This is a genomic window from Pseudomonas sp. ZY71, from assembly GCF_036542145.1.
Lineage (GTDB): Bacteria > Pseudomonadota > Gammaproteobacteria > Pseudomonadales > Pseudomonadaceae > Aquipseudomonas > Aquipseudomonas koreensis_A.
In genome coordinates this window covers 3,065,079-3,081,556 of record NZ_CP144274.1, presented here as the reverse complement: position 1 = coordinate 3,081,556, position 16,478 = coordinate 3,065,079, and the positions used below count along the sequence as shown (strand labels likewise).

Below are 16,478 nucleotides of genomic sequence, written 5' to 3'. Positions count from 1 at the left end.
AAACTTTAAATCCATCGCAGGATGTATAACATGAACCAGCTTGAAAATTTCCAGGCCTCCCAATGGATGGCCGACACACCGCAAATTGACAACTTGTCGCTTTTTGAACTGACCTTGCCAGGCACACATAATGCCGGCTGCGACGGGGAAGCGAGTTATGCGCTGATCCCCGGCAAGAACTGGCTCGCCTGTCAGGACGTATCCTTCTATTCACAGCTGAATCGCGGCGCGCGGGCCCTTGATGTACGCCTGACGGTCGATAACAAGGCGACAGGTCTGGCTAAGTTTCGTTTTCACCACAATGGCTACCTGTCTTCTCGTACGCTCGAAGAACTTGTACGTGACTTGAAAGGTTTTTATGAAAGAAACACCAATGAGTTCATCATTCTGGACTTTCATGAACTGGGAAATGGCAAGGTTCCTTTTGATCATTCCGAGTTTCAGGCGTTGTTACTGGAACATCTGGGTGAACGAATGATTCCCAATCGGAATCTGCATATGACCCTCGGCCAGCTCAAGGCAACCAGTCCATTGCAAAGAATAATGGTGGCAGCCCCGATGTCCTGGGAAACACAGGATTATCGAATTTATGGAAGAATCGAGCATATGTGGATCAATAAACAGCTTGTCAGTGCGCTCGACCTGCAGGGTTATATCAAAGAAGTATTGAAAATCCACAAAAGCACGTTATACCCATGGTCGCTGTCGGCAACCAGTTTTACCCTTGGCGGCCCTCAACGGATTCTCGACGATCTCGACACATGGTTCGACCCTGACAAATCCGACTGGGCAAAAAAGTGCAACATCATCAATTTCGACTTTATTAAAAACTCGAACATTGTGCGTTTCTGCCAGCGGGTCAATCAGCAAAAAGCCGCTGATAAGTCCCGCAGCATGGTTCATGAACAAGCCGTTTGAGTGAAGCTGGCGCACACCCCGAGAAACGAGGCATGATCGGCAGGCGATAACAAGAAAAGTAGCTCGCCATGACCCGAACCGCCCGCGTGACCGACCCTTCATACGAGTTGATGGATGACCATAACGGCTTGTCCATCATCTACCGCCAGCACGGTTTTCCGTGCCCGCTGGTGCGCTGGCATTTCCACAAGGAATACGAGCTGCACCTGATCGTCGCCAGCTCCGGCAAGGTGTTCATCGGTGACTACATCGGCAATTTTTACCCCGAAACCCTGTTTCTCACCGGCCCTAACTTGCCGCACAACTGGATCAGCCAGGTGGCCGAGGACGAGGTCGTTGAGAAGCGCGACATGCTGGTCAACTTCACGGACGAGCTGTTCGAGAGTGGCCACCAGGTGTTTGCCGAACTGAAAACCCTGGCGCCTCTGCTGGAGCGCGCGCAGTACGGCATCGAGTTTCGCTGCAAGCGCACCATCCGCCAGGCCATGACGCTCATGCAACGCATCGCCGACAGCAAGGGCATTACCCGCCTCGGGCACTTTTTCATCCTGATGGAGTTGCTTGCGGCCAGCGATGATTTTCAGTTGTTGTCCGGCGCCACCACTCCGCAACTGGCCGATGAGCACAATATCGATCGCACCAACCGGGCGGTCGATTACATTTTCAGCCACTACGCCCGCGATATTTCGCTGGAAGAAGTCGCCGAGCATCTGGGCATGACACCGACCTATTTCAGCCGGGTGTTCAAACAGGCCACCGGGCGCAATTTCATCGAGTTCGTCAATCGCCTGCGCATCAGCAAATCCTGCGAACTGCTGGCCGACGGCGATAAACCGGTGACCGAGGTGTGCTTTGAATCGGGGTTCAACAATATTTCCAACTTCAATCGGCGCTTCCAGCAGCTCAAGGGCATGACGCCCTCGCATTACCGACGGCTCGCCGTGCAGCGCCTGACTGAACAAAACCACCACTGACAACGCAATTCCCCTGTAGGAGTGAGCCTGCTCGCGATAGCGGTGGGTCAGCTTGCAGAAATGTTGGCCGACATTCCGCTTTCGCGAGCAGGCTCACTCCTACAAGGGGCTATGTCGGCATCAGAAACCTGTACGCATTCGATAGCACCTCGGCGCTGAAAAGCCCTTCTCTGCATTCACCACGTCAAAGCCCAGTGCAAAAAAGTATCGACAAAAGTGCTAGGGATGATTTGTCAGCCCCGCGATTGAAGGCTGTAATCAGCGCACATTCTTCCTGCACAGGAAGACACAAAAACAATAACTGTCCTTCTGTAACCCACCGGGTGCAGAAAAGGAGTGCACGATGCAACCCACTGCAAAAGCTCTGCTTGCCCTCACCTGCATGACCCTCAGCAGCGTCAGCCTTGGCGCCCAGACCCTGACCATCGCCACCGTCAACAACAGCGACATGATCCGAATGCAAAAACTCTCGAAAACCTTCGAGACCGAGCATCCGGACATCAAGCTCAATTGGGTCGTGCTGGAAGAAAACGTCCTGCGCCAACGCCTGACCACCGACATCGCCACTCAGGGCGGGCAGTTCGACGTGTTGACCATCGGCATGTACGAAGCCGCACTGTGGGGCGCCAAAGGCTGGCTGGAGCCGATGAAGGATCTGCCGGCCAGTTACGCCCTCGACGACGTGTTCCCGTCGGTGCGTGAAGGCCTGTCAGTCAAGGGTTCGCTGTACGCCTTGCCGTTCTACGCGGAAAGCTCGATCACCTATTACCGCACCGACCTGTTCAAGGATGCTGGGCTGACCATGCCGGAACGTCCGACCTGGGAACAGATCGCCGGCTTCGCCGAAAAACTCACCAACAAAGACAAAGAACAGTACGGCATCTGCCTGCGCGGCAAGGCCGGCTGGGGCGAGAACATGGCGCTGATCACCACCGTCGCCAATGCTTACGGCGCACGCTGGTTCGATGAGCAGTGGAAACCGGAATTCAGCGGCCCTGAGTGGAAAAACGCGCTGAACTTCTATGTCGACACCATGAAGAAATCCGGCCCGCCGGGAGCCTCCAGCAACGGTTTCAATGAAAACCTCGCGCTGTTCAACAGCGGCAAATGCGCGATGTGGGTCGATGCCAGCGTCGCCGGTTCGTTCGTCACCGACAAGACTCAAAGCAAGGTCGCCGACCACGTCGGTTTCACTTTTGCCCCGCATCAAGTGACTGACAAAGGTTCGGCGTGGTTGTATTCGTGGGCGCTGGCGATTCCGACCAGCTCCAAAGCCAAAGACGCCGCTAAAGAATTCAGCGCCTGGGCAACGTCCAAAGAGTACGGCGAGCTGGTGGCCAAGACTGACGGCATTGCCAACGTACCGCCGGGGACTCGCGCTTCGACCTACAGCGACGCTTACATGAGCGCGGCGCCGTTCGCCAAGGTGACCCTGGAATCGTTGAAAGTGGCTGACCCGAGCAAACCGACGCTGAAACCGGTGCCGTACATTGGCATTCAACTGGTGACCATTCCTGAGTTCCAGGCCGTGGGCACCCAGGTCGGCAAGCTGTTCTCGGCGGCGCTGATCGGCCAGACCACGGTGGATCAAGCCTTGGCTGCCGCCCAGCAAACCACTGAACGTGAGATGAAGCGCGCCGGTTATCCCAAGTAACCGCAACAGCTCGCTCCTGCCTTTTGTAGGAGTGAGCCTGCTCGCGATAGCGGTGTATCAGTCACCGGCGGTGTTGGATGGAAAACCGCTATCGCGAGCAGGCTCACTCCTACATTAGATCTCCATAGGTCTGTATGACTCGGTTGTGATCGCCATGAATACTTCAACTGCCAAAGCCCACCTCGACCTGTCGCCACCTGCGCGCAAGGTCCGCGTACGCAATCCCGGCTGGTTTCTGGTCAGCCCTTCGGTGGCCCTGTTGCTGCTGTGGATGATCGTGCCGCTGGGCATGACCATTTACTTCTCGATGATCCGCTACAACCTGCTCTACCCCGGTGAGAACGAATTCGTCGGGCTGGAGAACTTCAGCTATTTCCTCACCGACTCAGGCTTCATGCCCGGTGCCACCAACACACTGTTGCTGGTCGGTAGCGTGTTGCTGATCAGTGTGGTGTTGGGCGTGTTGATCAGCGCGTTGCTTGAGGCCAGCGAATTCCTTGGGCGCGGCATTGTGCGAGTCATGCTGATTTCGCCGTTCTTCATCATGCCCACGGTCGGTGCGCTGATCTGGAAGAACCTGATCTTCCATCCGGTCTCGGGGATCCTCGCTTACATCTGGAAGCTGTTCGGCGCGCAACCGGTGGACTGGCTCGCGCACTACCCGCTGCTGTCGATCATCATCATTGTCTCGTGGCAGTGGCTGCCCTTCGCGATCCTGATTCTGATGACCGCGATGCAGTCCCTCGACCAGGAACAGAAAGAAGCCGCGCGCCTCGACGGTGCCGGGCCGATCGCGATCTTCTGGCACCTGACCCTGCCGCATCTGGCGCGGCCGATTGCCGTGGTGGTGATGATCGAAACGATCTTCCTGCTGTCAGTGTTCGCCGAGATTTTCACCACCACCAACGGTGGCCCCGGCTACGCCTCGACCAACCTCGCCTACCTGATCTACAACCAGGCGCTGGTGCAGTTCGACGTCGGCATGGCTTCGGCGGGCGGCTTGATTGCCGTGGTCATCGCCAACATCGCCGCGATCATTCTGGTGCGGATGATCGGCAAAAACCTGACTGACAAAGCCTGAGGCCTGCCATGACTCTCCAACAATCCCGCCGGCTGCAAAGCCTGCTGCTCGGCACCCTGGCCTGGGCCATCGCGATCGTGATTTTCTTCCCGATCTTGTGGATGGTGATGACCAGTTTCAAAACCGAAATCGACGCGTTCGCCACGCCGCCGCAGTTCATCTTCACGCCGACGCTGGAGAACTACCTGCACATCAATGAGCGCAGCGATTACTTCAGTTTCGCCTGGAACTCGGTGGTGATTTCCTTCAGTGCCACGGCCCTGTGCCTGCTGATCGCGGTGCCCGCCGCTTACTCGATGGCGTTCTACGAAACCCAGCGCACCAAAGGCACGCTGTTGTGGATGCTCTCGACCAAAATGCTGCCGCCGGTGGGCGTGCTCATGCCGATCTACCTGCTGGCGAAGAGTTTCGGCCTGCTCGACACGCGCATCGCGCTGATCGTGATCTACACGCTGATCAACCTGCCGATCGTGGTCTGGATGGTTTACACCTACTTCAAGGACATCCCCAAAGACATCCTCGAAGCCGCCCGCCTCGACGGCGCCACGCTGTGGCAGGAAATGGTCCGCGTGCTGCTGCCGATTGCCAAGGGTGGACTTGCTTCGACCGTATTGCTGTCGCTGATTCTGTGCTGGAACGAGGCGTTCTGGTCGCTGAACCTGACCTCCTCGAAAGCCGCGCCACTGACTGCGTTGATCGCCTCGTATTCAAGTCCGGAAGGTTTGTTCTGGGCCAAATTGTCGGCGGTCTCGACCCTGGCCTGTGCGCCGATTCTGATCTTCGGCTGGATCAGCCAGAAACAACTGGTGCGCGGCCTCTCCTTTGGTGCCGTGAAATGAACATCCCGAATCCAACACATTCCCCTGTAGGAGTGAGCCTGCTCGCGATGAGGGCGTGTCAGTCGCCATCATTGTTGAATGACACTCCGCTATCGCGAGCAGGCTCACTCCTACAAAAACGCGTTCGATTCAACTGAATAATAAATTGCGGAGGCCCATCCTCATGGCCAACCTGAAAATCAAGAATCTGCAAAAAGGCTTCGAAGGCTTCTCCATCATCAAAGGCATCGACCTTGAGGTGAACGACAAGGAATTCGTGGTCTTCGTCGGCCCGTCGGGCTGCGGCAAATCCACTCTCCTGCGGTTGATCGCCGGTCTGGAAGAAGTCAGCGACGGCACCATCGAACTCGACGGCCGCGACATCACCGAAGTCAGCCCGGCCAAGCGCGATCTGGCGATGGTGTTCCAGACCTACGCGCTGTACCCGCACATGACCGTGAAAAAGAACATGTCCTTCGCCCTCGATCTGGCCGGCGTGCCGAAAGCCGAAGTCGAGAAAAAAGTCGGCGAAGCGGCGCGGATTCTCGAACTCGGGCCGATGCTTGAGCGCAAACCGAAACAGCTCTCCGGTGGTCAGCGCCAGCGGGTGGCGATTGGCCGTGCCATCGTGCGCAATCCGAAAATCTTCCTCTTCGACGAACCGCTGTCCAACCTCGACGCCGCGCTGCGCGTGCAGATGCGCCTGGAGTTGCTGCGTCTGCACAAGGATCTGCAAGCGACGATGATCTACGTGACCCACGATCAGGTCGAGGCGATGACCATGGCCGATAAAGTCGTGGTGCTCAATGGCGGCAAGATCGAACAGGTCGGCTCGCCGCTGGACCTGTATCACAACCCGGCGAACCTGTTCGTCGCGGGGTTCCTCGGCACGCCGAAAATGGGCTTCCTCAAAGGCAAGATTGCCCGCGTCGACGGTCAGAGCTGCGAGGTCTCGCTGGACGCCGGTACGCGCATCACCCTGCCCTTCAACACCGCCAACCTCAGTGTCGGCAGCGCCGTGACCCTGGGCATTCGCCCGGAACATCTGGAACTGGCGCAACCCGGTGATTGCACCCTGCAAGTCACCGCTGACGTCAGCGAACGCCTGGGCAGCGACACCTTCTGCCACGTCACCACCAACGCCGGCGAAGCCCTGACCATGCGCGTGCGCGGTGATCTGGCCAGCCGTTACGGCGAACAATTGAGCCTGCACCTGGACGCGGCTCAGTGCCATTTATTCGATGCCGAAGGTATCGCGTTGACCCGTCCGCTGCGCGCTGCGGCCTGATTTTCGAGAGACTTGCCCGATGAAACTCAATCAACAAAATCTCCATCGTCTGGCCGCCGAAGTACAACTGCCGGCCTACAGCCTCAGCGATACCCGCCACGGCATCGCCCACATCGGCGTCGGCGGCTTTCACCGCGCGCATCAGGCGTATTACACCGACGCCTTGATGAACACCGGCGAAGCCCTCGACTGGGCGATTTGCGGCGTCGGCCTGCGTGCCGAAGACCGCCGCGCCCGCGACGATCTCAAGGAGCAGGATTACCTGTTCACCCTGTTCGAACTCGGTGACAGCGACGACACCGAAGTCCGCGTGATCGGCGCGATTCGCGACATGCTGCTGGCCGAGGACGGCGCTCAGGCGTTGATCGACAAACTCGCCGACCCGCAAATCCGCATCGTCTCGCTGACCATCACCGAGGGTGGATATTGCATCGACGACAGCAACGGCGAATTCATGGCGCACCTGCCACAGATTCAACACGATCTGGCTAACCCGGATACGCCGAAAACCGTGTTCGGCTTCTTGTGTGCAGCCCTGGAAAAACGCCGTGCGGCGGGCATTCCGGCGTTTACCGTGATGTCGTGCGATAACCTGCCGCACAACGGCGCCGTGACGCGCAAGGCGTTGCTGGCGTTTGCCACACTGCGCAACAGCAATCTATGCAGCTGGATCGACGCCAACGTCAGTTTCCCCAACGCCATGGTCGACCGCATCACGCCGATGACCAGCACCGCGCATCGCCTGCAACTGGCCGATAAACACGGCGTCGACGATGCCTGGCCGGTGGTCTGCGAGCCGTTCGTGCAGTGGGTGCTGGAGGACAAATTCGTCAACGGCCGCCCGGCTTGGGAAAAGGTCGGCGTGCAGTTCACCGACGATGTTTCGCCGTATGAAGAGATGAAAATCAAACTGCTCAACGGCAGCCACTTGGCGCTGACCTATCTGGGCTTTTTGAAGGGTTATCGGTTTGTGCACGAGACCATGAATGACCCGCTGTTCGTGCGCTATATGCGTGCTTATATGGATCTCGACGTGACCCCGCAACTGGCGCCGGTGCCGGGCATTGATCTGACGGATTACAAAAACACCCTGGTGGCGCGGTTTTCCAATCAGGCGATTGCCGATCAGCTGGAGCGGGTGTGCTCGGACGGTTCGGCGAAGTTTCCCAAGTTCACCATTCCAACGATCAATCGGTTGATTGCCGATGGGCAGGAGACTAAACGGGCGGCGTTGGTGGTGGCGGCCTGGGCGTTGTATTTGAAGGGGGTTGATGAGAATGGTGATACCTATTCGATCCCGGATCCGCGCGCGGCGTTTTGTCAGGCGTTGGTGGCGGACGATGCTTTAATGACTCAGCGGTTGTTGGCGGTCGAAGAGATTTTTGGCACGGTGATTCCGCGTTCGGCGGAGTTTGTCGCGGCGTTTGAGTGGTGCTGCAACAGCTTGCGTGAAGAGGGTGTGACACGGACTTTGCAGCGGATTCTGGATTGAAAAGCCCCTCACCCTAGCCCTCTCCCCGAGGGAGAGGGGACTGACCGAGTGGTTTGTGCACCTTACATCGACCTGAAAGTCCGGAGTTGAACTCAGGTTTTGAACAGCTCCGGTTTGAGAGAACCGCAGTCGAACTCAGCTTTTGAACAGCCCCGGTTTGAGATATCCGGAGTCGAACTCAGATTTTGAACAGCACCTGATTGAGATATCCGGAGTCGAACTCAGGATTTGAACAGCTCCTGATTGAGATATCCGGAGTCGAACTCAGGATTTGAACAGCTCCTGATTGAGAGAACCGGAGTCGAATTCAGGTTTTGAACAGCCCCCGATCGGCTCCCTTCCCCCTCGCCCCCTTGGGGGAGAGGGCTGGGGTGAGGGGGTAAGCTCTTGATCTTCACCACACCCCGAGTGGTTCACACATGACAACCCAACAATTGTTCCTAGGCATCGACTGCGGCACCCAAGGCACCAAAGCCATCATCCTCGACGCCATCAGCGGTCAAGTCCTTGGCCAAGGCGCCGCCGCACACACAATGATCAGCGGCGCCAACGGCCGCCGCGAGCAAGACACCCAGCAATGGCTCGAAGCCTTCACCCTCGCCACCCGCCAAGCATTGATGGCGGCGAATGTCGACGGCCAGTCGATCCTCGGCATCGGCGTCTCCGGCCAGCAACACGGTCTGGTTCTGCTCGATGATCAAGGTGAAGTCCTGCGCCCGGCCAAGCTCTGGTGCGACACCGAAACCAGCGCCGAAAACGACCGTCTGCTCACTCATCTGGGCGGTGAAAAAGGCTCGCTGGAACGTCTCGGCGTGGTTATCGCACCGGGCTACACCGTGTCGAAACTGCTCTGGACCAAAGAACAGCACCCCGTGGTGTTCTCACGCATCGCACGCATCCTGCTGCCCCACGACTACCTGAACTTCTGGCTCACCGGCCGCGCCTGCAGCGAATACGGCGACGCCTCCGGCACCGGCTATTTCAACGTGCGCACGCGCCAATGGGACTTGCAACTGCTGCGCGACATCGACGCCAGCGGACGCCTGCAAGCGGCGCTGCCAGAGCTGATCGATGCGCACCAAAACGTCGGCACCATCCTCCCGGCCATCGCCGAACACCTCGGCATCAACCCCAATGCGCTGGTCTCCAGCGGCGGCGGCGACAACATGATGGGCGCCATTGGCACCGGCAACATTCAGCCCGGCGCGATCACCATGAGCCTCGGCTCTTCCGGTACGGTGTACGCCTATTCCGAAGTGCCGAAAGTCAGCCCGGACGCCTCGGTCGCGACGTTCTGTTCGTCGAGTGGCGGTTGGTTGCCGCTGATCTGCACCATGAACCTGACCAACGCCACCGGCGCGATTCGCGAGTTGTTCGACCTCGACCTGCAGCAGTTCAACGACCTCGTCGCCCAAGCCCCCATCGGTGCCGACGGCGTCAGCATGCTGCCGTTCCTCAACGGAGAACGCGTCCCCGCCCTGCCCCACGCCACCGGCAGCCTGCACGGCTTGACGCTGGACAACCTGACCCAGGCCAACCTGTGCCGCGCTGCCGTCGAAGGCACCACCTTCGGTTTGCGCTACGGGCTGGATTTGCTCCGCCAGAATGGTTTACAAAGCCGCAGCATTTGCCTGATCGGCGGCGGCTCGAAAAGCGCGGTGTGGCGGCAGATCGTCGCTGACATCATGAACACCCCGGTGATCTGCACCGAACAAAGCGAAGCCGCCGCCCTTGGCGCGGCGATACAAGCGGCGTGGTGCAAATCCTGGTCGAACGGCCACGAAGACAGCCTCGCCGACCTGTGCCAACGCTGCGTCAAACTCGATTCAAGCAGCGAAACCCTGCCGATCGCCACCAACGTCGCGGCGTTTCAGCAGGCCTATGAACGCTATCAACAGCATGTCGCAACCCTATAAAGAGCAAACAATTATGTATTTGGTGTGTGGCGAAGCCCTGTTTGATTTTTTCAGTGAAGACGACGCCAGCGGTCTGGCCTCGAAGGTAAATTTCAAGGCGATTGCCGGCGGCTCGCCGCTCAACGTCGCCGTCGGTTTGCGCCGTTTGGGCGTGGACTCGGCCTTGTTCGGCGGACTGTCCACCGACTACCTCGGCCGCCGCTTGCAGCGAGTGCTGCAGGACGAAGGTGTGTGCCCGGACTATCTGGTGGACTTCGCCGCGCCGACCACGTTGGCCATGGTCGCCGTCGGTGCCAATGGCTCGCCGCACTACAGCTTTCGTGGTGAAGGCTGTGCCGATCGGCAGTTGAGTCTTGCGCATCTGCCGACGCTGGGTGCGGATGTTCGCGGCTTGCACATCGGCTCGTTCTCGCTGGTGGTGCAACCGATCGGCGACACCTTGCTGACGCTGGTACAGCGCGAGAGCGGCAAACGCCTGATCAGCCTTGACCCGAACGTGCGCCTCAATCCCGAGCCGAACATTGACCTGTGGCGCGAGCGCATCGCGACGCTGGTGCCACTGGCCGATCTGATCAAGGTCAGTGACGAAGACCTGAGCCTGCTCTACCCCGAACAGGATCCGCAACGGGTGATCAAAGGCTGGCTTGAACATCGCTGCCAGATCGTTTTCCTCACCCGTGGCGGAGACGGGGCCAGTGTGTTCAGCCGCCAGCATGGCAACTGGTCGGTGCCGGCGGCCTCGGTGAAGATTGCCGACACCGTTGGCGCCGGTGACACCTTCCAGGCCGCGCTGATCACCTGGCTGACCGAGCACGGTCTGGATTCGGTCGAAGGCGTGCAGCAACTCGCTCGCGAGCAGATCGACACCATGCTCAAGTTCGCAGTCCAAGCCGCCGCCCTGACCTGCAGCAAGACCGGCCCGGATCTGCCCTATCGTCATCAATTGAGCTGAGCGCGTAAACTGTCGGCCTTTTGCGCACGACGGGATAACGGCTTTTGAATTACAGGCAGACGCTTGGACTACTGACACTGGCAACGCTACTGAGCGGGTGCGGCACCTCGCCGCCCCGTTCGCCGGAAGACATCTGCGAAATCTTCCGCGAAAAAAGCGACTGGTACGACGCTGCGCAAGTCACGCAAAAACGCTGGGGCGTGCCGATTCAGGTGCCCTTCGCGATCATGTATCAGGAATCCGGCTACCGCTACGACGCCAAGACCCCGCGCAAATACCTGCTCTGGGTGATCCCGTGGGGCCGCGTCTCGACCGCCTCGGGTTATGCGCAAGCCAAAGATGAAGTCTGGGCCGACTACCAGAAAAGCACCGGCCGCAACTGGGCCGACCGCGAAGATTTCGACGACGCCATCGACTTTGTCGGCTGGTACATGGACAAGACCTATTCGATCAACGGCGTGTACAAGTACGACGCCTATAACCAGTACCTCAACTACCACGAAGGCTGGGGCGGGTTTCGCAACAAGACTTACGCGAGCAAAGCCTGGCTGATGCCGACGGCGCGCAAAGTGCAGAACCGCTCGGACGTGTATGCGCGGCAATATGCCGGGTGCAAAGAGGATCTGAATCGGGGGTTCTGGAGCCGGTTCTGGCATTGGTTGTAACGGTGACTTCAAGGGCCTCATCGCGAGCAGGCTCACTCCTACAATGGATCAATGTTGAACACGATATCCGCGTCCACTGAAGATCCCCTGTAGAAGTGAGCCTGCTCGCGATAGCGCCCGATCAAGCACTACACATCCAAGACCTACAACACCGAAAAGCTATAACTCACAATCAACCGTGTCTCATCCACATCCCGGGCAAACTTCTCGTAATTGGTGCGATATGTCGCATTCCTCAAACGCAAACTCACATCCTTGAACGTGCCCGTCTGAATCACATACTTCAACTCGCTGTCGCGTTCCCACTCCTTGCCTTCCTGATCACTGCCCAACACCTTGATGTGATCACCGTTCACATAACGCGTCAGGAAGCTCAAACCATTAATGCCAATGGCCTTGAAGTCATAGTCATAACGCAACTGCCACGAGCGTTCCTGCGCAGCGGCGAAATCATTGACTTGCACATAGTTGACCAGATACGGATTGCTGCCATCGAGGTACGGCATCGAGTTGTCGCCGTTCATACGCTGCCAACCGGCACTGAACGTGTGACCGCTGTGCGCATAGGACAACATGCCGCTCAACGCCCGGTTATCGATGGAACCGGCCTTGGCATCACCGCTGTCGGCACTTTTCAGCACGCGCAGATCCGCTTTAACTACACCGCCGCCTAACGGTTGATTACCCAACAGCCCGACAAAGTGCTGACGATAAATGTCTTCCAGTTCGGCGTAGTGATACTGCGCGGTCAGGCGATCGTTGATCTTGTAGTCGAAGCCGTACATGTCGAAATGATCGGCGGTGGTGTTACAGGCGTAGCGCTTGTTCTTGCAGTGCACGCGGATATCTTGCGAATCGGTGGAATCGCGCGCGGTGTACTTGTCCAGGCGCGCGGCCATGAAGGTCAGGTCTTTCAGCTCTTTAGAGGTGAGCATGGCGCCGTTGAACATGGTCGGCAGCAAACGGCCGTCGTTGTATTTCAGCAGCGGCAGATCCGGCAGCAGCGCACCGTACTTCAGCACCGTGTCCGAAACCTTCACTTTGGCGGTCAGGCCCATTTTCGCGTACTGGCCTTTCGAGCCGCGCGGGTCGTTGCCGCTGGAGGGCAGCAAGCCGCTGTTGCTGCGGTCCGGGCTGGAATCGAGTTGAAAGCCGAGCATGCCCAGCGCATCAATACCAAAACCCACCGTACCCTCGGTGTAGCCCGATTGCAGGTTGAGAATAAAGCCCTGTGCCGACTCTTCACGCTTGGAGGCGCCCTGAGCGTTCGAGGTGCTCCCATCACGGAAATCGCGGTTGAAGTACACCGTGCGCGACTCGATTCTCGCCGTGGTGTCTTCAAAGAATCCGCTGGCCTGAACCTGTGCGGTAAAACCTGCGCACAGCACAACGGCTCCGAAGCCAAACGACTGGCGCGGGGTGATGAGGGGAAATGGGGGACGCATGAAAAACTCCAACAATGCAGCGTTTGCGCAAGCGCGCAACAAGCCAGAAAAATAGCTCCCGTCCCGGGTCAGATTGAACCAGGAGAAAGTGAACACGCAGGGGTGAACGGCAATGATGGCAGATGGCTTTGACGTGCTACAGGCGACTTTAGTCTGAATCTGACTGACGATTCTTCTACTCAGGGTCGTGGGAAAAGTTGCCGGCAGTGAGCACCGATTCGCACAAACCGCCCGGTTTCATTGGGCGAAACACCTCACCTAAGGGTTTTCCCTATACCGCAAACCTGCCAGACCTACGGCTTTTGTGCCTTGAACGAGGCCGCTTAATCCTCCATCATCCGTCACCTGCTTATTCAACGGACGGAATTCAAGGCATGCTGGACGCCAACGCAACCCACATTACCCTCACGCTTGAAGGCGCCAACGCCGACCTGCAAGTCCTCAGCTTCACTGGTCGCGAAGCCCTCAACGAACCGTTCCGTTTCGACCTCGAACTCGTCAGCGCCCGCCCCGACCTGAAACTCGAAGAGCTGCTGCACAAGCCCGGCGTCCTGACCTTCGGCGCCACCGGCGAAGGCAAGATCCACGGTCTGGTCTACCGCATCGAGCAAGGCGACTCCGGCAAGACCCTGACCCGTTACAGCCTCAGCCTGGTGCCACAACTGGCCTACCTGCGGCACAACCACGATCAGCAGATTTTCCAGCAACTGACCGTACCGAAGATCATCGCTCAGGTCCTGGAAGATCGCGGCATACTCGCCGACGCCTACAGCTTCCAGCTCAGCGCCGAATACCCGCAGCGCGAATACTGCGTGCAGTACGACGAATCCGACCTGCATTTCATCCAGCGCCTGTGCGAGGAAGAAGGCATTCACTTCCACTTCCAGCACAGCAGCAGCGGCCACAAACTGGTGTTCGGCGACGACCAGACCGTGTTCCGCAAGCTGAAACCGGTGAGCTACCAGCAAGACTCCGGCATGGCCGCCGACAAACCGGTGATCAAGCGTTTCAACCTGCGCCTGGAAACCCGCACCACCCGCGTCAGCCGCCGCGATTACGACTTCGAAAAACCGAAGATCCTCCCCGAAGGCGCGGTGAAAACCGAGTTCGCCCCGGACCTCGAGGACTACGACTACCCCGGCCGCTTCACCACCCGCGAGCGCGGCAAGTTCCTCTCCACCCGCGCCCTCGAACGCCATCGCAGCGACTACAAACTCGCCGAAGGCAAAGGTGACGAACCGACCCTCACCAGCGGCCACTTCCTCACGCTCGCCGAACACCCGCGCGCCGAGTGGAACGATCTGTGGCTGCTGCTGGAAGTCTTCCACGAAGGCAAACAGCCGCAAGTGCTCGGCGAAAACGTCACCAGCGACGTCACCGACAACAAAAGCGATTTCCACCAGGGCTACCGCAACAGCTTCCTCGCCACCCCGTGGGACGCGCACTACCGCCCTGCCCTTGAACACCCGAAACCAAAAGTCCTCGGCAGCCAGACCGCCGTCGTCACCGGCCCGGCAGGCGAAGAAATCCACTGCGACCAATACGGCCGCATCAAAGTGCAATTCCACTGGGACCGCGACGGCCAGTCCAACGACAAAACCACCTGCTGGATGCGCGTCGCCAGCGGCTGGGCCGGCGCCGCGTACGGCGGCATCGCCATCCCGCGCATCGGCATGGAGGTCCTCGTCACCTTCCTCGAAGGCGATCCCGACCAGCCGCTGGTCACCGGTTGCCTGTACCACAAAGAAAACGTCGTCCCCTACGACCTGCCGGCGAACAAAACCCGCAGCACCTTCAAAACCCTGAGTTCACCGGGCGGCAAGGGCTACAACGAATTCCGCATCGAAGACAAGAAAGGCGCCGAGCAGATCTACATCCACGCCCAGCGCGACTGGGACGAAAACATCGAGCACGACCAGAAGATTCGGGTGGGCAACGAACGGCACGACACTGTCGAAGCCAACACGCTGAGTGAGTTCAAGGTTGAAGAGCACCGGATTACGCATCTGGATCGGATTAGCGAAATGCGTGCGGATGATCACTTGACGGTGGCGGTGACTCAGCATGTGAAGGTCGGGACCGCGCAGTTTGTCGAGGCTGGGTCAGAAATCCATTACTACGCCGGCCAGAAAGTGGTGGTCGAAGGCGCAATGGAACTCACGGCCAAGGCTGGCGGGAGTTTCGTCAAGGTCGATGCGGGTGGAGTGACCATCAGCGGCGCGGAAGTGAAGATCAATACCGGCGGCTCGCCGGGGGTTGGCACGCCGGCGGCACCGCTGTTGCCGGGACCGATGAAGGTAGCGGATGCGGATAAGGCTGGTAAAGCACCACTCCCCGCCCGCCTGAATGAATCAGGCATCACACCGTTGTGCGGAAAACAGAGTAACGGCGCTTGCAGCCGTAAGGATTGCACATGCATGTAAAAGCACTGAGCACTCTGCTGGCAGAGCCTCGCTACAACTTCTCGGACCTGCCGACTGCGAGCGAATCGCTCTGCTTCATCATTGACCAGGGACTCCAGCCAGAAGCCTTGAGTCAACTCTACCGAGTAGGCGAACCGGTGGTTTCCCAAGGGCTGTTTTTCGGCACTGACTTCGCAGAGATTCCTGATGGCCCCCTGTGGCTAGTGGCCCCCAAGGGCAGCAAAGTGGCAAACGTAGCGGCAAAACTTTGTGAGGAACGCTTTTCGGGAATTGCGATCTCAACACCTGATCCTGAACAAGCATTGGCTCATGCGCGCTGGTTGCTCCGAGCCAATGACGGTTCCGGCGGGCAGAGCTTGTTGAGCTTTCACAAACCGAGTCTGTGGGCAGCGCTGACTTATACAGCTGGGAAAACCTTCGACCAGTTGCTGGGTTGCTGGAGCGCCGTCTACTGCCCTGCGCCGATACATTTCGGTCAGCAGCGCGGTCCATGGTTGGCCTGGAAAGCCAACGAGGAATCGACGTGGTTTGGTGACAAAGCGGCGTTCAACCTTCCCGAGACAGCCGCGCAAGTTCAAGCGCGCCTGGGATGGGTTTATTGGATTGATGAGGAATACGCAGCGTTTGAAGAACCAGACGATGAGCGCCTGAACGATATCGCTGACAACCTCGACCTGCTGCTCAAAAGCAATATTTATGACGGTGATCACCTGCTCAAGCTTGGCCACGCCGTGAACGGCCCGCTATTCGAAACACAGCCTGAGATCATGGCGATCCTGCAATCTAAGGACGAGTCGTTTATCAAAGTAGATCGGCTCCTGGAATCAGCCGCCGTCGCCCAACGTTAGGGCG

Annotated in this window: 13 protein-coding genes; 12 read left to right on the top strand and 1 reads right to left on the bottom strand. The window is 58.5% G+C overall.

The annotated features are described in order from the left end of the window. Positions 1-30 precede the first annotated feature (30 nt). The 10 genes from VY732_RS13720 (at position 31) to VY732_RS13675 (ending at position 11,758) form a co-directional block, all read left to right on the top strand. The gene (locus VY732_RS13720) at positions 31-918 is read left to right on the top strand and encodes a phospholipase (RefSeq protein WP_331695690.1); all 888 of its coding nucleotides are present in this window, start codon (positions 31-33) and stop codon (positions 916-918) included. Between the two features lie 68 nt (positions 919-986). After that, a complete protein-coding gene (locus VY732_RS13715) occupies positions 987-1,892 on the top strand; it encodes an AraC family transcriptional regulator (protein WP_077573033.1) in 906 nt (301 codons plus the stop codon). Positions 1,893-2,235: 343 nt separating this feature from the next. Then, on the top strand, positions 2,236-3,546 hold the full coding sequence (locus VY732_RS13710; protein ID WP_116028944.1) for an ABC transporter substrate-binding protein: 1,311 nt from the start codon (positions 2,236-2,238) through the stop codon (positions 3,544-3,546). Between the two features lie 154 nt (positions 3,547-3,700). Next, positions 3,701-4,627: a carbohydrate ABC transporter permease gene (locus tag VY732_RS13705; protein ID WP_077573068.1), complete on the top strand. Its 927-nt coding sequence runs from the start codon at positions 3,701-3,703 to the stop codon at positions 4,625-4,627. An 8-nt stretch (positions 4,628-4,635) separates the two neighbouring features. Further along, complete coding sequence (locus VY732_RS13700) at positions 4,636-5,466, top strand: carbohydrate ABC transporter permease (protein ID WP_095120887.1); 831 nt, start codon at positions 4,636-4,638, stop codon at positions 5,464-5,466. A 163-nt stretch (positions 5,467-5,629) separates the two neighbouring features. Beyond that, entirely contained in the window at positions 5,630-6,733 is a 1,104-nt protein-coding gene (locus VY732_RS13695) for an ABC transporter ATP-binding protein (protein ID WP_331695689.1), read from the top strand. A 19-nt stretch (positions 6,734-6,752) separates the two neighbouring features. Next, positions 6,753-8,225: a mannitol dehydrogenase family protein gene (locus VY732_RS13690; protein ID WP_331695688.1), complete on the top strand. Its 1,473-nt coding sequence runs from the start codon at positions 6,753-6,755 to the stop codon at positions 8,223-8,225. 419 nt (positions 8,226-8,644) lie between these two features. Beyond that, a complete protein-coding gene (xylB, locus tag VY732_RS13685) occupies positions 8,645-10,141 on the top strand; it encodes a xylulokinase (protein ID WP_331695687.1) in 1,497 nt (498 codons plus the stop codon). 13 nt (positions 10,142-10,154) lie between these two features. Further along, on the top strand, positions 10,155-11,093 hold the full coding sequence (locus VY732_RS13680; protein WP_331695686.1) for a carbohydrate kinase family protein: 939 nt from the start codon (positions 10,155-10,157) through the stop codon (positions 11,091-11,093). A gap of 44 nt (positions 11,094-11,137) precedes the next feature. Further along, entirely contained in the window at positions 11,138-11,758 is a 621-nt protein-coding gene (locus VY732_RS13675) for a transglycosylase SLT domain-containing protein (protein ID WP_095120893.1), read from the top strand. Positions 11,759-11,901: 143 nt separating this feature from the next. On the opposite strand, the gene VY732_RS13670 is transcribed toward VY732_RS13675, so the two are convergent. After that, on the bottom strand, positions 11,902-13,203 hold the full coding sequence (locus VY732_RS13670) for an OprD family porin (RefSeq protein ID WP_331695685.1): 1,302 nt from the start codon (positions 13,201-13,203) through the stop codon (positions 11,902-11,904). Positions 13,204-13,577: 374 nt separating this feature from the next. On the opposite strand from VY732_RS13670, the gene VY732_RS13665 reads away from it, so the two are divergent. Both VY732_RS13665 and VY732_RS13660 read left to right on the top strand, forming a co-directional pair. After that, a complete protein-coding gene (locus VY732_RS13665; protein WP_331695684.1) occupies positions 13,578-15,626 on the top strand; it encodes a type VI secretion system Vgr family protein in 2,049 nt (682 codons plus the stop codon). Further along, on the top strand, positions 15,617-16,474 hold the full coding sequence (locus tag VY732_RS13660) for a DUF4123 domain-containing protein (protein WP_123595625.1): 858 nt from the start codon (positions 15,617-15,619) through the stop codon (positions 16,472-16,474). Before VY732_RS13665 ends, VY732_RS13660 begins: the two co-directional genes overlap by 10 nt. Positions 16,475-16,478 lie beyond the last annotated feature (4 nt).

Bases quoted from the DNA above. Each gene is read 5' to 3' on its own strand.
- VY732_RS13720 (WP_331695690.1), top strand. From the start codon at position 31: ATGAACCAGCTTGAAAATTTCCAGGCCTCCCAATGGATGGCCGACACA.
- VY732_RS13715 (WP_077573033.1), top strand. From the start codon at position 987: ATGACCCGAACCGCCCGCGTGACCGACCCTTCATACGAGTTGATGGAT.
- VY732_RS13710 (WP_116028944.1), top strand. From the start codon at position 2,236: ATGCAACCCACTGCAAAAGCTCTGCTTGCCCTCACCTGCATGACCCTC.
- VY732_RS13705 (WP_077573068.1), top strand. From the start codon at position 3,701: ATGAATACTTCAACTGCCAAAGCCCACCTCGACCTGTCGCCACCTGCG.
- VY732_RS13700 (WP_095120887.1), top strand. From the start codon at position 4,636: ATGACTCTCCAACAATCCCGCCGGCTGCAAAGCCTGCTGCTCGGCACC.
- VY732_RS13695 (WP_331695689.1), top strand. From the start codon at position 5,630: ATGGCCAACCTGAAAATCAAGAATCTGCAAAAAGGCTTCGAAGGCTTC.
- VY732_RS13690 (WP_331695688.1), top strand. From the start codon at position 6,753: ATGAAACTCAATCAACAAAATCTCCATCGTCTGGCCGCCGAAGTACAA.
- xylB (WP_331695687.1), top strand. From the start codon at position 8,645: ATGACAACCCAACAATTGTTCCTAGGCATCGACTGCGGCACCCAAGGC.
- VY732_RS13680 (WP_331695686.1), top strand. From the start codon at position 10,155: ATGTATTTGGTGTGTGGCGAAGCCCTGTTTGATTTTTTCAGTGAAGAC.
- VY732_RS13670 (WP_331695685.1), bottom strand. From the start codon at position 13,203: ATGCGTCCCCCATTTCCCCTCATCACCCCGCGCCAGTCGTTTGGCTTC.
- VY732_RS13665 (WP_331695684.1), top strand. From the start codon at position 13,578: ATGCTGGACGCCAACGCAACCCACATTACCCTCACGCTTGAAGGCGCC.
- VY732_RS13660 (WP_123595625.1), top strand. From the start codon at position 15,617: ATGCATGTAAAAGCACTGAGCACTCTGCTGGCAGAGCCTCGCTACAAC.